Below are 19,063 nucleotides of genomic sequence, written 5' to 3' on the forward strand. Positions count from 1 at the left end.
ATGTCTAAAAAAAGAATAAAAATAATGGTATCTAAACTTATACTAGATATTCTGGATAGAGATGCCAAGCATTTTAAAATTACTAGAGAAAAACTTTGTAATACAATTTTAATAACATTCTCTATTAGAAAAACACATGAAATAATTAGAGAAGAATTTGATGAAAAAACCTATCTTCAATTTACATTAAGTCAATCTACAGCAGAATATTACAATTTTATTACTAATGGAATTTCAGACGAACCAAATTTTATTAGAAGTATTTTTACCACTTATTGTCATTTAAATCCTTTTTATAGAGAAATTATTCTCTTTAGAGATAAACTCATAGTTTTAAAAGATTATTGCTCAAAAAAGGAGAAAATTCATATTTCAATAGAAAATAAACTGGAAAAAGTAACTATAGAAGAAATAAGAAGATGCCAGATTACCGATTATGTAAAACTTATTACAACTAAAGGGGAGTTTTATATGAACGAGTTAAGAATCATATTTTAGAATGGTTGAAGATATGAGATTTTTAAAAATATACATAAAAAATTTAAATATAAAAATTAAATATTTTATTTTTCATAAATTTAAATTTTTAAAAAATAAAAAAGAAGTACAAATTACATATGTTTTAAAAATTAAAGTTTATTATGGGGCGGGGGCAGACCCACAATATTCAAGTATAGGGTAATTTTATTATATATAATAAAAAAATTTTAAAAACATAAGTAAAAAAATATAAAGAGGAGATGAAAAATATGTTTGATAAGTTACTAAGAGCAGGAGAAAAATTATGTAAGGCTGGATTTGAAGCAACGAAAGAAAAAGCAACTAGAGTTAATTCAGTAAGAGAAGGACTAGAAGATTTAGATAGTGAAACGTTAATTTCAATGCATAAAACAGGAGACTTTTCAGATAAAAATATAGCTATAATTACTATTTTAAAAGATAGAGGGTACCAGCTAAATGGCAGAATTTGGAGTAAATAATTAAAATTCATTTGATAAGTTAATATAGAAAGGGGGAAGTAAAGTAATGAAAGCTTGCAAAAATTGTAGATTTTTTAATGGAAAAACTTGTGCAATAACAGGATCATCAAAATATCCATCAAGTAGTTGTGGTAATTTTTCAGAATATAAAGGATAATTAAAAAGTTTTTACAATTAATATTGCTTTATTCTAAAGTTTTAATTTTGGATACTTGCTACATTATTGGTAAGTATCCAATTTTTATATTAAATTCTAACCAACGTAATAAATGAATTACATTTAATTGAATAATTTAAATATTAAATAAAGAGGGGGAATAAATTATGAGAAATATTTTTAATGAAGAAAAAAATTTAAAGAGATATCTTAAAAATCATATTTCTTTAAATTTAGAAACAATGGTTAAGTTTTTAATAACGGGAATGATAGGGTTTTCACTTACAGCTTGTGGAGGCGGGGGAGGAGGAGGCTCTTCTGATTCAAAACCATCAATTACATTACCTCAGCCAGATAATTCTAATAAAGATTGGTCTTTAAACAAGGAAATCCAAGAAATGGATGGAGTAGAATTTACTGAAGCTCTTTCTAAGGGAGAAATACATGAACAAGACGGTAAGTACTATGTGGTATTGGATGAAGAAAACAAAATAGCTCAAGAAGTTACTGTTAATCCTAACATGGGTAAACCTGAAGATGGTGAACTACCTGAGATTGGAGCAGAAGAAGGATGGACCTTAGATAAGGAAATCCAAGAAATGGATGGAGTAGAATTTACTGAAGCTCTTTCTAAGGGAGAAATACATGAACAAGACGGTAAGTACTATGTGGTATTGGATGAAGAAAACAAAATAGCTCAAGAAGTTACTGTTAATCCTAACATGGGTAAACCTGAAGATGGTGAACTACCTGAGATTGGAGCAGAAGAAGGATGGACCTTAGATAAGGAAATCCAAGAAATGGATGGAGTAGAATTTACTGAAGCTCTTTCTAAGGGAGAAATACATGAACAAGACGGTAAGTACTATGTGGTATTGGATGAAGAAAACAAAATAGCTCAAGAAGTTACTGTTAATCCTAACATGGGTAAACCTGAAGATGGTGAACTACCTGAGATTGGAGCAGAAGAAGGATGGACCTTAGATAAGGAAATCCAAGAAATGGATGGAGTAGAATTTACTGAAGCTCTTTCTAAGGGAGAAATACATGAACAAGACGGTAAGTACTATGTGGTATTGGATGAAGAAAACAAAATAGCTCAAGAAGTTACTGTTAATCCTAACATGGGTAAACCTGAAGATGGTGAACTACCTGAGATTGGAGAAGAAGAAGGATGGACCTTAGATAAGGAAATCCAAGAAATGGATGGAGTAGAATTTACTGAAGCTCTTTCTAAGGGAGAAATACATGAACAAGACGGTAAGTACTATGTGGTATTGGATGAAGAAAACAAAATAGCTCAAGAAGTTACTGTTAATCCTAACATGGGTAAACCTGAAGATGGTGAACTACCTGAGATTGGAGCAGAAGAAGGATGGACCTTAGATAAGGAAATCCAAGAAATGGATGGAGTAGAATTTACTGAAGCTCTTTCTAAGGGAGAAATACATGAACAGGACGGTAAGTACTATGTGGTATTGGATGAAGAAAACAAAATAGCTCAAGAAGTTACTGTTAATCCTAACATGGGTAAACCTGAAGATGGTGAACTACCTGAGATTGGAGCAGAAGAAGGATGGACCTTAGATAAGGAAATCCAGGAAATGGATGGAGTAGAATTTACTGAAGCTCTTTCTAAGGGAGAAATACATGAACAGGACGGTAAGTACTATGTGGTATTGGATGAAGAAAACAAAATAGCTCAAGAAGTTACTGTTAATCCTAACATGGGTAAACCTGAAGATGGTGAACTACCTGAGATTGGAGAAGAAGAAGGATGGACCTTAGATAAGGAAATCCAAGAAATGGATGGAGTAGAATTTACTGAAGCTCTTTCTAAGGGAGAAATACATGAACAAGACGGTAAGTACTATGTGGTATTGGATGAAGAAAACAAAATAGCTCAAGAAGTTACTGTTAATCCTAACATGGGTAAACCTGAAGATGGTGAACTACCTGAGATTGGAGAGAAAAAGTGGAATTCATTAATTGTTATAATAAATAAAAAAGAAGTTTTACTGGAATATAATGATATTGATAATAACATAAGATTAGACGGTGTAGAAGCTAAATATTTAATAGATAAAGATAACGATAAGGGATTACCACCTACTATTCAAATAACTGATGAAAATGAAGAGCACAATGGAAATAAATTAAACGGACTTATCATATCTAACATTGGGGATGAATTTTTATTTTATAAAGACGATTCTCTTGTAGGAGTTTCTGATGGAGAAAGTGGAGTAAATTTAAAAGGATTAAATCAATATCTAAGCAATTATTTACTTAATGATAAAATTGATTTAGAAAATTTAATGGAAAATCTTAGTGGAATCCATAAAGATGGAATTTTACAAACAGATATAAAATTTTCTGAACTAAAAGATTATAATCAAAATTATAATGATGACAATAATACTGTTGTTCATGGACAAAATATTTTTGTTGAAAAATTAGAAAAATTAGATGAGATTACTTCTTCAAAAAACAATTTAAATGGAGAATCTCATAAATCTCTTTATGAATATCTAAAAAATTCAAATAGTGAAATTATAATTAATGACATAACTTATTCTATAAAAAATGGTGAGAATGGCGGAAATAATATAGTCTTGGTCAATTTTGGAAATATTGTAAATTCACAAATCTCTGAAGAAAATGGAATAAATTTAAATTATGGTAATATAAACGTTTCATCAATATATGGCCAAAATTCAGTTTCAGGAAACAATTATAATTATGGAAACATAAATGTCTTATCATCATTGTTATCGTATGGACAACGTTCATATTTAGGTGTTGGTGAGAACTATAATTATGGTAATATAAGTATTTCATCAACATCGTCATCATACGGTCAACGTTCAGAGAAGAATAACTACAACTATGGAACTATAAATGTTTCAGGAACATCGTCATCAACATCGTCATCATACGGTCAAAGTTCAGGGAACAATTATAATTACGGAGACATAAATGTTTCAGGAGTATGGACATCATACGGTCAAAGTTCAGGTCATAAAAATAATAACTACAATTACGGTAATATAAGCATATTATCAGATTCATCAGACAAATTATATGGTCAAAATGCATTTACGGGTAATAATTATAACTATGGAAACATAAGTGTTTCAGGGACATCAAATTTAAGAACAGCATATGGTCAATATTCAGGGAACAATAACTACAACTATGGTAATATAACTTTATCAGGAAACTCTGGTTCAAAGCTAGAGCTAGGTCAACATTCATCAAGTAATAACTACAACTACGGATGGATACAAATTCCATCAAGAATAAATACATCACTTGATAATGTTTTTGGGGGTCAATATTCATCTTCAGGTAATAATTATAACTATGGTAATATAGCTTTATCAACAATAAAAGGCGAGATATATGGACAACGTTCATCAAACAATAATTACAATTATGGTAATATGATTTTAGGCGGAGCTGAAAACTTCCATGGTCAACGTTCAACTTTAGGGAGTAATTATAATTATGGTAATATGAGACTCTCACAACACTCACTAGATTATGGGATGATATGGAGTCAATATTCATCTTCAGGTAATAATTATAACTACGGTAATATACTTATTTCATCTAGAAATGCAGAATCAAAAGGACAATACATAGCCGAATCAGGCAATAACTATAATTATGGAATTATAGACATGACATCAATAGGAGGAAAAAGTTTATTTGCTCAATATACTTCTAAATTAAGCCATAATTATAATTATGGAATTATAACTATTTCAGCAGCAGCACAAAATTATGTATCATATGGACAATATTCATCTTCATCAAATTCAGGAAACAATTATAACTATGGAACTATAAATGCATTGTCTTCAGAGTTATCAAGTTCGTATGGACAAGAAAGTAGATCTTCACAATCTAGCAGTTATAATTATGGAAATATTAATGTATCGTCTTTAAGTAAAAATAAATCTGGCTATGGTATGTTTCTTACTGATGGTGCAAAAGGTTACAATTATGGAGTAATTGATTTAGATAATTCCATTTATGATACTGATAAGGATGGTATTATAGAAGGAGATAGGTTTATAACTGGAATAGTAGCTGGAGGTTCGGGAACAGAAGCATATAACTATGGGACAATTAGAACAAATGCCATTACAGGAATAGATATAAAAGATAATTTAGGAAATTCTTTTGATAGAGTATTTATGCAGGGAGTTAGTGGGGGTATGGTATATAACTACGGTATCCTTGAAAATACTAATGCTTTAGCTACTCTTTCTTTAGGTTCTGGAATAAACTCTTCAACATCAGCAGGATATAAAGCAGCAGGAGACTTTAAGCTTGCAGGTGAGATGAATATCATGGCCGAAACAGGAAAGGGAGATTCTTATATAAAGGAAAACTTCATAACTGCAGGAGGAAACATAGTTGGATTAGAAAATCTTACTACTCAAGGAGTGTATGAGATTGCTGCTTCTGAAAATAAAAACGAAGATAATAAAAATGTTATTGATTTAACAATGAATAAAGTGAAAAATATTGAAGATACAGTTTCTGGTTATTACAGTGATTTGATTAAAAATGTAGGACTAGATAACTACGTTTATGGTGAAGGAAATGGTTCATCGAAATTTGCAGAATTAGTAAATAAACTTGTTTCAACAGGAAAAACAGCAGACCTTGAAAGTATTTTCTCTAATGAATACGCCAACCTAAATGGGGTTATTCTTGAAAATAGTTTAAGAAATAGTACTGCACAATCAAATTTAAAAGATACAAAGGAAACATATATTGAGGCTAACGGTGGAACTTATGATTCTGATTTTACAGGAAACGTAAGTGGAGTTTTAGCTGAAGATTATTTAGGAAGTTATAAGATTGGTATTTTCACAGATACTCAGAAAAAAGAATCTAAAAAAGTTTCGAATACAGTATCTTACGATAGAGAATCATATTTACTTATGGGATCAAAATCTCTTTCTGAAAATACAGGATTAACATTATCATATGAATATTCAAAAAATAAATACGATAATGGTGCTAAACTTTCTACAAACTATTTTGGGGCTGGATTATATTCAGGTAAAAAGTTTGATAGCTTTAACTATACATTCCTAAGTGATGCAATAATTGGTTTAAATACTATGGAAAGATCATCTACAGATGCAGACTTTAATTCATATTCTATTTCAATGACTAATAGAATAGAAAAGCCATTTGATTTATCTATGATGAATTTATCTGCAATAGGAGAAATAAAAACGACTTTATTTGGACATGAAAAAATAGAACAATCAGGTGCAGATCTTGAAAGCTCTAGAAATGTTACTGTAGATTCAAAAACTAATATTTCAAATAACTTAATATTGGGAATGAAAGGAAGTAAAAATTTCAACTCACTAATTACATTTGATTTCTTTGCAGGATACGAAAAAGAATTAAATAATGCAAATGAATGGAGAGATACTTTTAGTTTAACTGAATTAGGAAGTTCAGAATATGCAACTCCAGTGAGAAAAGAAAAATATGGAGCAATTGTTGGTGAAATAGGAATTCAATTTAATCTAAATAATAATTTTACAATAAAAGGAAAAGTTTCTGGTGATTCTATCGGAGATAAAAAAGCTACTATGGGACTCCTTTATAAATTTTAAGTTTAAAAAAGTACACTTTTGTGTACTTTTTTTATTCTAAAAATAGTATATCATAACAGATGATAATACTAAAAACACTTGACATTTATATTTTTTATCTGTAAACTTTGTTTACAGATAAAGTTTAAACATAATTTATATATTTATAGAATAAAATAACATTTATTCTATAGTGTAAAAGCTATCAACACTATTCTTAATCTCCTTTAATTTTAAATAAGTATCTATTATGATAATATTTTCTCGCTCAGTATAATCATTTAATATATTTCTCATTTTTGTAATTGCACTTTCTCTAGTTTTATTATTTTCAATAAAAATACCAAAAGCTCTTCTCAAAATTTCGTAATCATATATAAATCCATTATATTTTAAAAATGCTACCTCATAATTGAAATTTCCTAATGCTTTTTCTTTTATCAAGACATTAACTAATAATTCTTTTAGAAAACTCTATTCTGATTCTATCTTTCAAATCACTAAAATTATCTATATAAAATTTTAGTTCGTCCTCATCAGCAACTTTAGTTTTAATATTTTCATATTGATTATAAATTGTAACTTTAGAATTATATGCACTTATTGTTTTTGAATCTGCATAAGTTATAGTCTCAGATTTTTTTGTTAATAAATCATTATATGATTTTTCAATACCGTTAGGTCTTTTTTTTGCGTGGACTTCACCTAAAATCATATAAATATTTAAAAAACTATGAAAATCATGTTGAGCATTTTTGTAATAAGTAAATGGGATATCAACTCTTTCTAGACTAATATAACTATTTCTTAATAAATAATGTTCTTTTAATTTTCTACAAAAATGTTCGTTTACCTCCAATACTTGCTTATTACTTCTAATTAAAAATACGTTTGAATTTCCAAAGTATCTAGGATAAGATATTTTAATTCCAATATTTCCATCTTTTCTAATATCTAAAAATCACCCTATCAAAACTTTTGTAATCTCTCACTAAATCTTACACTTTACCGATACCCAATAACACGTTTAAAATATCTCTCGTAGAATCATAATGCAAAACGACATGTTAGCCATGTTTTAAGATAAACTATCGGCAATGGGATTCACATTGGAACTTGCAATTGCACTTTCAAAGTTTAGAATTCTCTTCCAGTTTTATAATCGCCATATTTACTTATCCTTATCAATTCTAGTTACTTAGATATGGAGTCCAATGTTTCCATTTCTCTTTTCTCCTAATCAGGACTTTAGCTTCATATTCCATTCATAATATTTGTTTTACTACTGTCGTACTTTTTACTCAAACTCTAAAACTCAATTATTTTAATCAATTTACATTTTTTCAGCATGTCTATCAGAGTTTCTAATTTCGATTTTAAAGGGTTTATAGCTATTTGACTATTGTTTTATTGTATTTTAGTCTGCAATCGTTTTTAGACCTATTTCAGAGCTTTTAATCGATATATTCTACTAGGTTCTGTTATCTTTAGTTCAATCTTCTATTCTTAACCTAGTATTTTAACTCTTTTTAACTGTATTTATATAAATAGAGCAATTTCTTCGACATTTTCCTAACAAAAAGAATGAGTAGGCAAGGGAAAGGATTAATATATATGTAATATATAAATGGTATATATAAAAGAGATAACATAAATTAAATAATCTAGGTAAATTATATACTTAGGATTAATATCTAGATAACATAGATTAATTATATGATATTTAGGATTTTATATAAATATATCGAGATTAGTTTATATAGATTAAATATATTAGATTTATAAGCCAATTAGAATTAAGATAAGTAATTATAGATTAATTATACTAGATATAGAATTTTATATAAATTATTAGGGTTATGCCTATTTAGATTAAATATTTTATATAAATATACTAGATATGCTGAGTAAATGAAAAATTTGCCGAAACATAAGCTAATCACATTTATTGCCTATACGGCTCTAATCCTATACTAGATTATAAATCTAATATATTTAATTTATGTTATCTCTTTTATATATACCCTTTATATATTACATATATATTAATCCTTTCCCTTGCCTACTCATTCTTTTTGTTAGGAAAATGTCGAAGAAATTGATTTATTTATATGAATACAGTTAAAAAGAGTTAAAATACTAGGTTAAGAATAGAAGATTGAACTAAAGATAACGGAATATAGTACAATATGATGATTAAAAGCTCTGAGATAGGTCTAAAAACGATTATAGACTAAACCAGTATTAAAATACTAGATAAATGCATAGAATGGCTTTAAAATGAAAATTATAAAGTATTATAGCTTTTTAAATATTTTATGATTAAAGTAATTAGCTTCTCGGCATTTTTCTGTGAAGTGGATGAACTACCCCACCCTAAAGAGGGTGGGAGAATTCTTGCCCAAGCACTGTTAAAAGATCTAATTTTTGATAACAAGGTTTTTGATAGAAAATATAGATTTTTATTAGTTATGATGACTACATATTAAACCCAAGCTTTAAATGGTGATTAAAAGCTATCAGATAGCCATAAAAACGATTGTATTACTTTTTAGGATAAAATACTAGTTAGAAATATATAAGTGCTTTAAAATCAAAATTATAAAGTTTTATAGCTTTTTTAAGTTTTACGGTCAGTTGTCTAAGAATTATTTTAAGGTTACTCAGATACTTTCTAAGAAGCTCCTACTTCAATAATTGGAAGTTCTAAGTAGTTGAGTAGTTCGTAGACGACATTGTATATAGTTGTATATATTGTTATATTGTATATATTGTTATGTACAAAAAATACATGTGTTTTTTATGCATCTAACCATTGATTTTATTGGCTTAAATGCAAAAACAGGCTATACTTATTACTGAGGTATACTTTGCTTATTACTGAGGTATATCTATACTTATTACTGAGGTATTTCATATTTATTACTAAGGTATTTCATACTTATTACTAAGGTATTTCAATAGTTTTCGTTATCAAAGAGGTATATTTTTCATAAAAATTTGAAAAAAATGCTAAAAAATGCTATTTTACTTATTACTGAGGTATATTTTTCATAAAAATTGATGTTTTTTTATAAAAAATAAGTTAAATTTTAGAGATATACCTTAGTAATAAGTATTTCTTATTTTTGATTAATTAAGAGGAGATTTCAATGAAAAACATTAAAAAATTTGATTCAGATAATTACATGGAAACAGAAACGATTGATACAGGAGAAACGTATTATTTAGAAGAAGAACTTTATATTGATGAAAACTCAATAAAAAATAAATCCCTTGTAAGAGTGGATATAAATATAATACAGTTTCCTATTTTCTCTAAAAATACTAAGAAAAGAAAAAATGAAATAACAACATATTATTTTAATAAAAACCGTGATACATTTATAACAGTTACTCCATCAGCAGGAGAGTATATTCCTGGAGAAACTGAAGAGGTTATTTTTATAGCTTTAATGTCAATCATGAAAAGAAATGGGATGAAACAAGAGTTCTATACGACAAGTTCAGAAATAAAAACAGAAGCTAAAATTAGTTCAAAAAATTATGGAGCAGTTATAAAGAATTCATTAATGAGATTATCATCTACAAACTATAATTTTAAAAATACTATGTATTCAAGTGAAAATAAAGGTGTTATATCTGAAGAAGTAAGTACTCCTATTTTAACTTTTAAAGCAAAAAGTTTATTAGAAAAAAATCATCAACATTTAAGAACAGAGTTTAATGATAAGAGAATAAAAGAAGCTTATTGGATCAAAATATCAGATCATTTTTTCGATAATATGGTAAACAAAGGTTATTTTGTATATGATAGTGGCTTGCTTTTAGATTTAAAATCTTCAATTGCACGAACTATTTACATGCTTATTGAAAAATTAAGATTTAACCAAAATTATTTAAAAATAGATACTGTCTTTCTAATAAAAAGAATTCCATTAAAATTTGAAAAAAGAAATTTACCTCAAACGATAAAAACTTTAGAGGGTGCTTTTAAAGAATTAGTAGCCAAAAACTTAATAGAAAAATATAACTTTTTAAAAGATAGTACTTGGTTAAAATCAGAAATTGAAATACATTTTCCAGAAATTAGTATTGTTGATAAACAAAAGAGATTCTTTGAAGATTTAAATTATTTTAAAAAAATATCATCAAATATGTTAATTAGTGATATGGAACATGAAGTAATAAAAAATGAAAATGAAAATATAACTCCAGAGCTAGTTGAAGAAATTTTTAATTTAATGCCTAAAGAAGCAAAAAAATTAACAACTATGCCTAAAACTATATACGAATCCTTATTAAAATTTGGTTTAGATAAAGTAAAAAAAACAGCATTATATATGGCGAAACAAAAATCTCTGAAGAGCCCAAGAGGATATTTTTTAAAAGCTTTAGAAAATGACTGGGCAGAAGATATTATTGATATAGTAGAAAATAAAAAATTAAATTTTAAAGAAAATACTTTAAACTTTAATGATAAACTAGAAGCAGAAAAAAAAGAAAACCAAAATATCCTATTTTCTAAATTTGAAAAGTTACCATTAGAAATTCAGAACGGAATAGAAGGATATGTTTATCGAGAATATATTAAATTATGTGGAATGGAAACAAAAGTTCAACAATTAGCATTTTTAGGAAGTCGAAAAAAATTAATTTGTGATTATTTAGAAAAATATCCTCAATTGGTAAAAGAAGTAGAAGTTATAAAAAAACAAGAATCGGAACCAGTTATTGAGGAAAGTTTAATAATTCTCACAGATAAAGAAAAATTAAGAAATTATTTGGATGAATATGTTAATATTTATATAGATTTAATCAAAGAAGAAAATATAAATTTAGAAGAAATTAAAAAGAAGATAATATTAGATTGTATGAGAGATTTCTTAAATAAAACTTTAACTTTAGAAAAATTAGAAGAGATAATTAAAAAGAATTTGATATAATTTCTATTATAAAATATAATAGAAAAAATATTGGTATATAGGGAGGCTGTTAACAGTTAAAACAAAATTATAAATTTCAAAAATGAGTTTTGACTTTTATAAATTTATAATATAAAAAAAGGAGGTGAAAACGTTACCTAAAGAGAGTATAAGTTGTCAATCGGGCGAATATAAAATAAAAAACATAGAAAGTGTCGTTGAATCCAGAATATTGCGAAAGTGGTATTGGCATGGAGTAGAATCTTGATGGTTGGCACGTTAAATCTGGACTTATACAGATACCGCTCGTTATGCGGGAATTTAAGCCTTCGGAGAAGCACAACCGAACTGGAGTAGATTTTGTCGAAACAGGCTTCTATGAACAAGGAATGATACTTTTGACTTTATATATTTTATTAAAATAATTATAGAGTTTTATAAGTATTTGGTAACGGATTGAATGAAAGTAATATCAATCATGAATATGAAGGGAGGAGTTGCAAAAACTACATCATGCCATTCGATAGCAGCAAAATTAAAATCTATGGGAAAAAATGTATTAGTAATAGATTGGGATCCTCAAGGTGATTTAACTTATACTATATTAGATGAAGAAGAGATAAGCAAAAATACAAAAGATCTAGTATTAGGTGAAAATATAAAAAATTGTATAACTGTAACACCAGAACTTGATATAGTAGCTACAATAAATGAGGAAGCTCTTGTAAGTACTGTAGAAGGAATAAAAGTAGAAGATAGACATTATATTTTAACAGATAGTTTAGAAAATTTAAATGGGTATGATTATGTATTAATAGATTGTCCACCTACAGAAGGAAGCTTACCATTAAATGCATTAATAGCATCAGATTATGTTTTTATACCAACGATTCCAGAAGATGTTTGTATAAGAAAAACTGAAAATACAGTTCATTTAATTAAAAAATTAAAAAATAGAGGTGCTAAAGTAGAGATTGGTGGAATATTTATAACAAAATATGACAAAAGATTATATGTTCACAATGATAATATAGAGTTTTTAAAAGAAAATTATAATAATTTAATTTTGAAAACAACGATACCACAAAACATAAGATTATCAGAGGTATCTAGGGTAAAAAGTTCTATTTTCTCATATTCACCAACTTCAGCAGGAGCGATAGCGTATGAGGAATTAACAAATGAGATATTGGGGGTTATTCATGGGGAAATTAAATAAAAAAATGCCAGCAAGAAGAAGTCAACCAAATAGCAGAGATTCAAGATTAGATTTAGGTATTTATGGAAAAGACGAAGCTCTTATAGTTACAGAAAAAAATGCTGGTAACAACTTGTTACCAGCAAAAGATGATTCTATTTTTTCAAATGAAATTATAGAGAATGAACTAAATTTTAAAGAGATTTTTGAATTAACTGATGATATAGAAATAAATAAATTCTTAATTGAAAAATCGACTGAATTATATAAATTACATTCAAAAACAGCTTTAGAATTAGGTAAAATATTTGTTGATGTTGAAGAAAAATTAAGTGGATCTAATCAGTATGATGGTGTGTATACTAAGTGGTTAGATAAAAATGGATTCAATAAAATGACAGCACTAAGATATAAAAGACGTTATAGATTATTTGAACAACTAGAAACAGTTGTAGGAAAAAATATTCTAATGACTTTACCACAAAAGATGATTGATGAGCTTTGTTTAAAACCTGAAGAGGATATTAAAAAGTATTTAAAGCTTTTAGATGAAGGAAAAAATAAGCAAGAATTGCAAATGGTAATGGAAAATAAAATGGAAGTAGTTCAAATAGCTTCAATGGTAGATTTTGATTTTTCAAAAGAATATGAAAAAATTAATGATAAGCTAAAGAAAATATCTTTTGATGATTTAGATAATAAGAAAAAAGAAACACTGGAAAAAGATATTCAAAGAATAGAAAAAATATTAGAAAAATACTTATAGAAAAAAGATAAACCATCCCATAATTGGGATGGTTTTTATACTTTAAATTTCGTTGCTTTATGAATACCCTATCAAATAGTAATCTTCCCTATATAGGTGAATTAGAGCGTTTGAGAACGTTTTAATTTGATATTTACAACAAGTTCCGTAAAGCCCACTACTTTAGTGGTGGGAGTGTCAATATACCATAATATTTCCAATCATTTTAATAAAAGAAAAGCGATTCATCTCACCACCTAAAGAGGTGGGAGAATTCTCGCCCAAATATTATTAAATAATTTCAAATTCTTCAACACATTTTTTAATTTTTAATAGTTCATTATATACATCCATAATTATAATATTTTTATTAGATGAGTAATTTTTTAAATGTTTTCTTATTATGGTAATTGCATTTTCTCTAGTTTTATTATTAGGTATATTTATTTTAATAGCCCTTCTTAAGATTTCATAATCATTGATTTCAGAAATATTATTTAAAATAAAAAGTTCATAGCTAAAATTATTGTTTTGTCTTTCTAGATTTAACTTATCTGATAACAAAGCAGAGTCCATATTATAAATTTTCTCAATAATATTAAAGTCTAATAGGTCATTAACTATCATTTCCTTTAATTTAGGCAGATACCAACCTACAATATCTAGTGATTGAAAATTATAAATTGAAAAATGTTTTCTACTAATTTTTAGTGAAGCTTCTATTCTCATTCTATTTTTTAAATTAGGATATTTATTTATATAAATATCAAAAGTCTCTTTATTTGGAGTTTTTGTATAAGTATTTAAAAATTGATTATAAATCATAATTTTTTTATTATAACTACTTGGATCTTTAGTATCAGCATAAATTAAAGTTTCTGACTTTTTAGTTAAAATATCAGAATATGATTTCGCACTTCCTAATTTTCTTTTCTCTCTATGAACCATTGCCATAATTTTATAGATTTTATCATAACTATCAAATTCAAAATCTGATTGTATCATGTAAGTAAAAGGAATATCAACTCTTTGTAACACTATATTGGCATTCATTAAAAGATCAAATTTCTGTATAGCTTCACAAAAAAAATTTTGAACTTCAAAGCACTGTTCTTTTGTACTTATTAAAAAGACGTTACTTCCAAAAAAAAATCTTGGATATGAAATTTTAATCCCAATTGATTTAGAATTTGTAAAATTAAGTACATCACAAAATGTATATCCGTATTTACTTTTGATGTTATTTATAAACCACTTAACTCTTTCAAGCTCATAATAATTTAATTCGTAATCCCCTAATTTTAAATTAATTTGTATTGTATCCATTTATAAAACCTCCAATTATATTATATTATATTATAGTTCCACAATAATTTAGAAATAAATAAAAAAGCACGTATATATTTCAGTGAGTATAGAAAAATGCTAAAGCATCTTCTATACTCACTTTCATAGTAGAATGCATGTAAAATATAGAATATATCTACTAAAAAGAGTATTTTTAGTAGTTTTCATCAATATTCCACTCTTTTTATAAGAATATTTCTAATATAGGCTGAATAAGATATACATAAAGATTTGTCTCATACCCCTGAGGATTAAAGGGGAACTATATTCTATTTGTTCTATTATTGTCATTTTTTTAGAACTATATTCAAATCTACTTTTGGATTTCACACTAGTTTTTTATTGAAAAAAAGAAGGATATAGACTATACTCTAGTAAAAATAGAAAACTAACTAATAAAGGAGAGATAACTATGACTAAGCAAGAGTTTATAGCTTTATACCAAGAGAAGATGGAAATAACAACAAAGAAGGAAGCTGAGAGATTGGTAAATGGATTCTTTTCAACTTTAGAAGAGGTTCTAGTAAAAGGTGACGATTTATCGGTATTAGGATTTGGAAAGTTTGAAACTACAACTCAATCAGCAAGAACTTGTAGAAATCCTAAAACTGGAGAGGAAATAAAAGTTCCAGAGAAAAAAGTAGTTAAATTTAGAGTTGGAAAAGGGCTAGCAGAAAAGGTAGCTAAATAGTATAATTAAAGGGAGCAATAGAGATATTGCTTCCTTTTTAGTTATAATATAAAAAAGTTAGGGGAGGATTTGTGGCAAGAAAATTAAAAGTAAAAATTGATAAGAATAAGAAGAAAAATATAGATGACCTATACGAGTTCTACCTTAACTCTTTAGATGGTACAGCAAGAAGAAAACTAGATAAAGATGCCTTAATTAAAATATATAAAGGAATTGAACACTATAACGGTAGAAAATTTAGATACTTAGCCTTCGACTCACTGGTTGTATCCATAGCAAAAATAGAAAATTATCTAAAAGAAGATGTAGCCTTTAGTAAAGAGATTGGATTTGAAAGCTTTTTAGAATTATCAAATCAACTGGCAAAAGATGTAGCATATGATTTTAATATGGATGTTTTAAGTAGAGGAGTTTTAGAAGCTATGTCTATTAATTTTTTTAGATGGGTTATGAGTAAAGAGGTCACAGTTGAGTATATAACTACAGATCTAACGGAAGATTATCCATATAAGCTATCAGATGTTATAGAATTTACAAAAAATGTAACTTGTAAAAGTAGAGAGTTAGACATAGAATTTGTAGATACAGAAGAGATGGTTTTAGTTACACTAGAAAATAAAGAGGATAGATCATATAAATATTTAGAGCTTAGAAAGATAGATTATGTTTTTATGGAAGAGGTTGCAAAGTTATTAAAAATTATGAATCTACTTCTAAGAACTATAGATGTTTTAGAGGAAGAAGTAAATTTTGTAGAGAGATATAAAGAGTGCATATACAATTTTCAACGTATAACGGATTATTTATACTTTAAAGAGATTTTGCAAGTGACGTATGACAAAATACCTATTGATATATTGAACTGTCTAAAAACTAGGAATATAGCTTAATTATAATTATTTTAAAAAAATATAATTTTAAATAGAGGAGAGGCAGATGGCAGAAATAAAATTTGAGATTATTGAAAATTTAGGAACAATTGGAGAAGGTGCTAAGGGATGGAAAAAAGAAGTTAATCTAATCTCTTGGAATTCTAGAAAACCAAAAATAGATATTCGTGATTGGGATGAAGACCATGAGAAAATGGGAAAAGGAATAACTTTGTCTAAAGATGAATTAATAGCATTGAAAGAAATTTTAGATTCAATTGATATAGAAAACTTAGATATTTGACACTCCCACCACTAAAGTAGTGGGCTTTACGGAACTTGTTGTAAGGGTGCTTTTAGCATCCTTTTTATTTTTGTTTTTTTACTATTTAAATACTCTTAAAGACTATTAAAGACTATTAAAGACTATTAAAGACTATTAGGAAAAAATGAACCCCAATCTAGGTTAATAAAATCAATGGTCGAAAGGGGGTAGTGTGAAATTATAAACCCCAAATTGTAGTAACATAAACCCCAGATTGTAGTGAGTATAAACCCTATATTGTAGTAGATATAAACCCCAAATTGTAGCAACCTATATAAACACTTTTGATTTTAAAGTGGGTTTATGTTACAATGAGTTATTAGATATTATTAGAGGTGAAAAATGGGGAAAATTGGATTCAATAAACAGCTAAATAGATTACCAATATACTTTGAAAAAGAGATTTTTGTAAATGCTTTTGGATGGCTATTAAAAGAGTTTAATAAGTGGAATAAAGGGTTAGAGATAAAAGAGAGAGTTATCACAATAAAGAAGCGTGAAATATGGGAAGCTTCTACAACTAGACCCTATACTAAAGAGGAGTTTAGTGAGTTTATTCGTGGTTTAACAGTTTCGAAAAGATATGAAATTGATAAAGAAAAAGGTTATGGAATATCTGGAAGTATATTTGTAACTCAAGAGATTGATGATGAAACTTTGAAGATAGAGATACCATCACTATTTATTCCCTTTCTTTTCTATAAACATGATATTCACATAATAGATAAAGCTAAGAAAAAGGAACCTCTAACAGTTAAAGAGTTAGACTATTGGGATAATGAATTAAAACATAAAAAACAGGAGATACTACTATTAGAAGATGCAGAGTTAAAAGGCATAAATGGAAAGTATGCTAAGAGATTGTATATGTTATTGAAACAGTTTGAAAGCACAGGTTATTTTGTAATGGAAATAGATCGATTTAGAGATGTCTTAGAAATTCCGAAAACATATACATTAGGAAGAATTAACGATAAAATTATTAAACCATCAAAAGCTGAATTAGAAAAGAAAAAGATATACAGATTTCCTGAAGAAACGAAAGGAAAGGGACGTAGAAAGATTGAAAAGATAGAGATCTATTTTGCTATCTATGAAGCAGAACCTACTAAAAAGAAAAAATCTGAATTAACTTTAGAAGAGGAAATGGAAGCAAGGGAGATTCTTCAAAAACAAGGTGTTGGTTATGAAATACTAAATGAGCAGAAGAAGAAATCACCTAGCATTTATATAAAGACTTTAAAATCAGTATTGAAGAAATAATGGTAGATATTATCATAGAATATGTAGCATTAAATCCAGTGAAAACAAGAGTTTTAAAAGCTCTTGTTTTTTCTATTTATAGAGTTTGAGTTAAGATTTTTAAAATTCTATAAAGTATTAAAAAATAGTTTTACTCCAAGTTAGAAGATATTAAACATATGATTGCATTGATATTTAATAACTTTAAAGGAGAAATTTATGTTAAATAAAAGAGGTCAAGAAGTGAAGCATATCAAAGAAGATGATTTAAAAAGAATTAGAGAGTTTTTAAAATTAAAAAATAAAGTTGTTTTTTTATCATTTCTCAATATTGGTATTAATGTTGCTCTTAGAATTTCAGATTTAAGAAGTTTATGTTTTGAGGATATTATTGATAATAGATATATTGAAATAAAAGAAACTAAAACTAGAAAAAAAAGAGTTGTTATTTTAAATTCTAATGTTCAAAAAAGTTTAAAGGAATTAAAGATGTATTATAAATCAACTGGGTATTCGAGTACAGAAGGATATATTTTTAAAAGTCTTAGTAGGTATAATAGAAAATATCTAATTGATTCTCCTCTTACAAATAATGGAGTTAGTAAAGAGTTCAATAAAATAAAAGACATGTTAAATATATCATATCCAATAGGTTCTCATTCTCTTAGGAAAACTTGGGGATATACAGCATATAAAAAAACTAAAGATATTGCTATTATTATGAAAGTATTAAATCATTCTTGTATCGAGCAAACCTTGAAATATATTGGAATAGAAGAAGAAGAGATTAATAATCTTTATGATGAAATTATAATATAAATTTAAATTTTTAAAATATATTTTATTAGAAAAAACCTTTTTAAAAACAGAATAAAATATTCTTAAAAATAAGTTGACATTTTTTTTAACATAAGTTATTCTTATCATATAAAAACAGAATAAAATATTCTT

General features: G+C 26.9%; 15 protein-coding genes. 12 read left to right on the forward strand and 3 right to left on the reverse strand.

The features are described 5' to 3' along the window. From NON08_RS14630 to NON08_RS14640, 3 genes are all read left to right on the forward strand, one after another. A partial coding sequence (locus NON08_RS14630; protein WP_256692340.1) for a hypothetical protein occupies nt 1-498 on the forward strand: 498 nt, incomplete at its 5' end. A gap of 251 nt (nt 499-749) precedes the next feature. Continuing rightward, on the forward strand, nt 750-980 hold the full coding sequence (locus tag NON08_RS14635; RefSeq protein WP_256692341.1) for a hypothetical protein: 231 nt from the start codon (nt 750-752) through the stop codon (nt 978-980). Nucleotides 981-1,304: 324 nt separating this feature from the next. Further along, complete coding sequence (locus NON08_RS14640; RefSeq protein WP_256692342.1) at nt 1,305-6,791, forward strand: hypothetical protein; 5,487 nt, start codon at nt 1,305-1,307, stop codon at nt 6,789-6,791. 162 nt (nt 6,792-6,953) lie between these two features. On the opposite strand, the gene NON08_RS14645 is transcribed toward NON08_RS14640, so the two are convergent. Further along, the gene (locus NON08_RS14645) at nt 6,954-7,214 is read right to left on the reverse strand and encodes a hypothetical protein (protein WP_256692343.1); all 261 of its coding nucleotides are present in this window, start codon (nt 7,212-7,214) and stop codon (nt 6,954-6,956) included. Between the two features lie 4 nt (nt 7,215-7,218). After that, nucleotides 7,219-7,629, reverse strand: coding sequence for a hypothetical protein (locus NON08_RS14650; protein WP_256692344.1), 411 nt, complete (start codon nt 7,627-7,629; stop codon nt 7,219-7,221). A gap of 1,459 nt (nt 7,630-9,088) precedes the next feature. Here NON08_RS14650 and NON08_RS14655 point away from each other — a divergent pair. From NON08_RS14655 to NON08_RS14670, 4 genes are all read left to right on the forward strand, one after another. After that, nucleotides 9,089-9,259, forward strand: coding sequence for a hypothetical protein (locus tag NON08_RS14655; protein ID WP_256692345.1), 171 nt, complete (start codon nt 9,089-9,091; stop codon nt 9,257-9,259). 663 nt (nt 9,260-9,922) lie between these two features. Then, nucleotides 9,923-11,716, forward strand: coding sequence for a hypothetical protein (locus NON08_RS14660; protein WP_256692346.1), 1,794 nt, complete (start codon nt 9,923-9,925; stop codon nt 11,714-11,716). Nucleotides 11,717-12,155: 439 nt separating this feature from the next. Further along, nucleotides 12,156-12,914, forward strand: a complete 759-nt coding sequence (locus NON08_RS14665) for a ParA family protein (RefSeq protein ID WP_256692347.1) — start codon at nt 12,156-12,158, stop codon at nt 12,912-12,914. Continuing rightward, on the forward strand, nt 12,898-13,659 hold the full coding sequence (locus NON08_RS14670; protein WP_256692348.1) for a hypothetical protein: 762 nt from the start codon (nt 12,898-12,900) through the stop codon (nt 13,657-13,659). Before NON08_RS14665 ends, NON08_RS14670 begins: the two co-directional genes overlap by 17 nt. A gap of 270 nt (nt 13,660-13,929) precedes the next feature. On the opposite strand, the gene NON08_RS14675 is transcribed toward NON08_RS14670, so the two are convergent. Beyond that, nucleotides 13,930-14,964, reverse strand: coding sequence for a hypothetical protein (locus NON08_RS14675; RefSeq protein WP_256692349.1), 1,035 nt, complete (start codon nt 14,962-14,964; stop codon nt 13,930-13,932). Nucleotides 14,965-15,397: 433 nt separating this feature from the next. Between NON08_RS14675 and NON08_RS14680 the strand changes: the two genes are divergently transcribed. From NON08_RS14680 to NON08_RS14700, 5 genes are all read left to right on the forward strand, one after another. Beyond that, entirely contained in the window at nt 15,398-15,676 is a 279-nt protein-coding gene (locus tag NON08_RS14680; protein WP_256692350.1) for an HU family DNA-binding protein, read from the forward strand. Nucleotides 15,677-15,747: 71 nt separating this feature from the next. Next, a complete protein-coding gene (locus NON08_RS14685; protein WP_256692351.1) occupies nt 15,748-16,566 on the forward strand; it encodes a hypothetical protein in 819 nt (272 codons plus the stop codon). 46 nt (nt 16,567-16,612) lie between these two features. Continuing rightward, on the forward strand, nt 16,613-16,849 hold the full coding sequence (locus tag NON08_RS14690) for a YdbC family protein (RefSeq protein ID WP_256692352.1): 237 nt from the start codon (nt 16,613-16,615) through the stop codon (nt 16,847-16,849). 363 nt (nt 16,850-17,212) lie between these two features. Further along, a complete protein-coding gene (locus tag NON08_RS14695) occupies nt 17,213-18,133 on the forward strand; it encodes a replication initiation protein (protein ID WP_256692353.1) in 921 nt (306 codons plus the stop codon). Nucleotides 18,134-18,331: 198 nt separating this feature from the next. Beyond that, on the forward strand, nt 18,332-18,931 hold the full coding sequence (locus NON08_RS14700; RefSeq protein ID WP_256692354.1) for a tyrosine-type recombinase/integrase: 600 nt from the start codon (nt 18,332-18,334) through the stop codon (nt 18,929-18,931). Nucleotides 18,932-19,063: the final 132 nt, after the last annotated feature.

The sequence above is a fragment of the Cetobacterium sp. NK01 genome (assembly GCF_024506395.1).
GTDB classification, from domain to species: Bacteria; Fusobacteriota; Fusobacteriia; order Fusobacteriales; family Fusobacteriaceae; genus Cetobacterium_A; species Cetobacterium_A somerae_A.

Bases quoted from the DNA above. Each gene is read 5' to 3' on its own strand.
- NON08_RS14670 (WP_256692348.1), top strand. From the start codon at position 12,898: ATGGGGAAATTAAATAAAAAAATGCCAGCAAGAAGAAGTCAACCAAAT.
- NON08_RS14695 (WP_256692353.1), top strand. From the start codon at position 17,213: ATGGGGAAAATTGGATTCAATAAACAGCTAAATAGATTACCAATATAC.
- NON08_RS14660 (WP_256692346.1), top strand. From the start codon at position 9,923: ATGAAAAACATTAAAAAATTTGATTCAGATAATTACATGGAAACAGAA.
- NON08_RS14635 (WP_256692341.1), top strand. From the start codon at position 750: ATGTTTGATAAGTTACTAAGAGCAGGAGAAAAATTATGTAAGGCTGGA.
- NON08_RS14640 (WP_256692342.1), top strand. From the start codon at position 1,305: ATGAGAAATATTTTTAATGAAGAAAAAAATTTAAAGAGATATCTTAAA.
- NON08_RS14700 (WP_256692354.1), top strand. From the start codon at position 18,332: ATGTTAAATAAAAGAGGTCAAGAAGTGAAGCATATCAAAGAAGATGAT.
- NON08_RS14675 (WP_256692349.1), bottom strand. From the start codon at position 14,964: ATGGATACAATACAAATTAATTTAAAATTAGGGGATTACGAATTAAAT.
- NON08_RS14665 (WP_256692347.1), top strand. From the start codon at position 12,156: ATGAAAGTAATATCAATCATGAATATGAAGGGAGGAGTTGCAAAAACT.
- NON08_RS14690 (WP_256692352.1), top strand. From the start codon at position 16,613: ATGGCAGAAATAAAATTTGAGATTATTGAAAATTTAGGAACAATTGGA.
- NON08_RS14655 (WP_256692345.1), top strand. From the start codon at position 9,089: ATGATTAAAGTAATTAGCTTCTCGGCATTTTTCTGTGAAGTGGATGAA.
- NON08_RS14680 (WP_256692350.1), top strand. From the start codon at position 15,398: ATGACTAAGCAAGAGTTTATAGCTTTATACCAAGAGAAGATGGAAATA.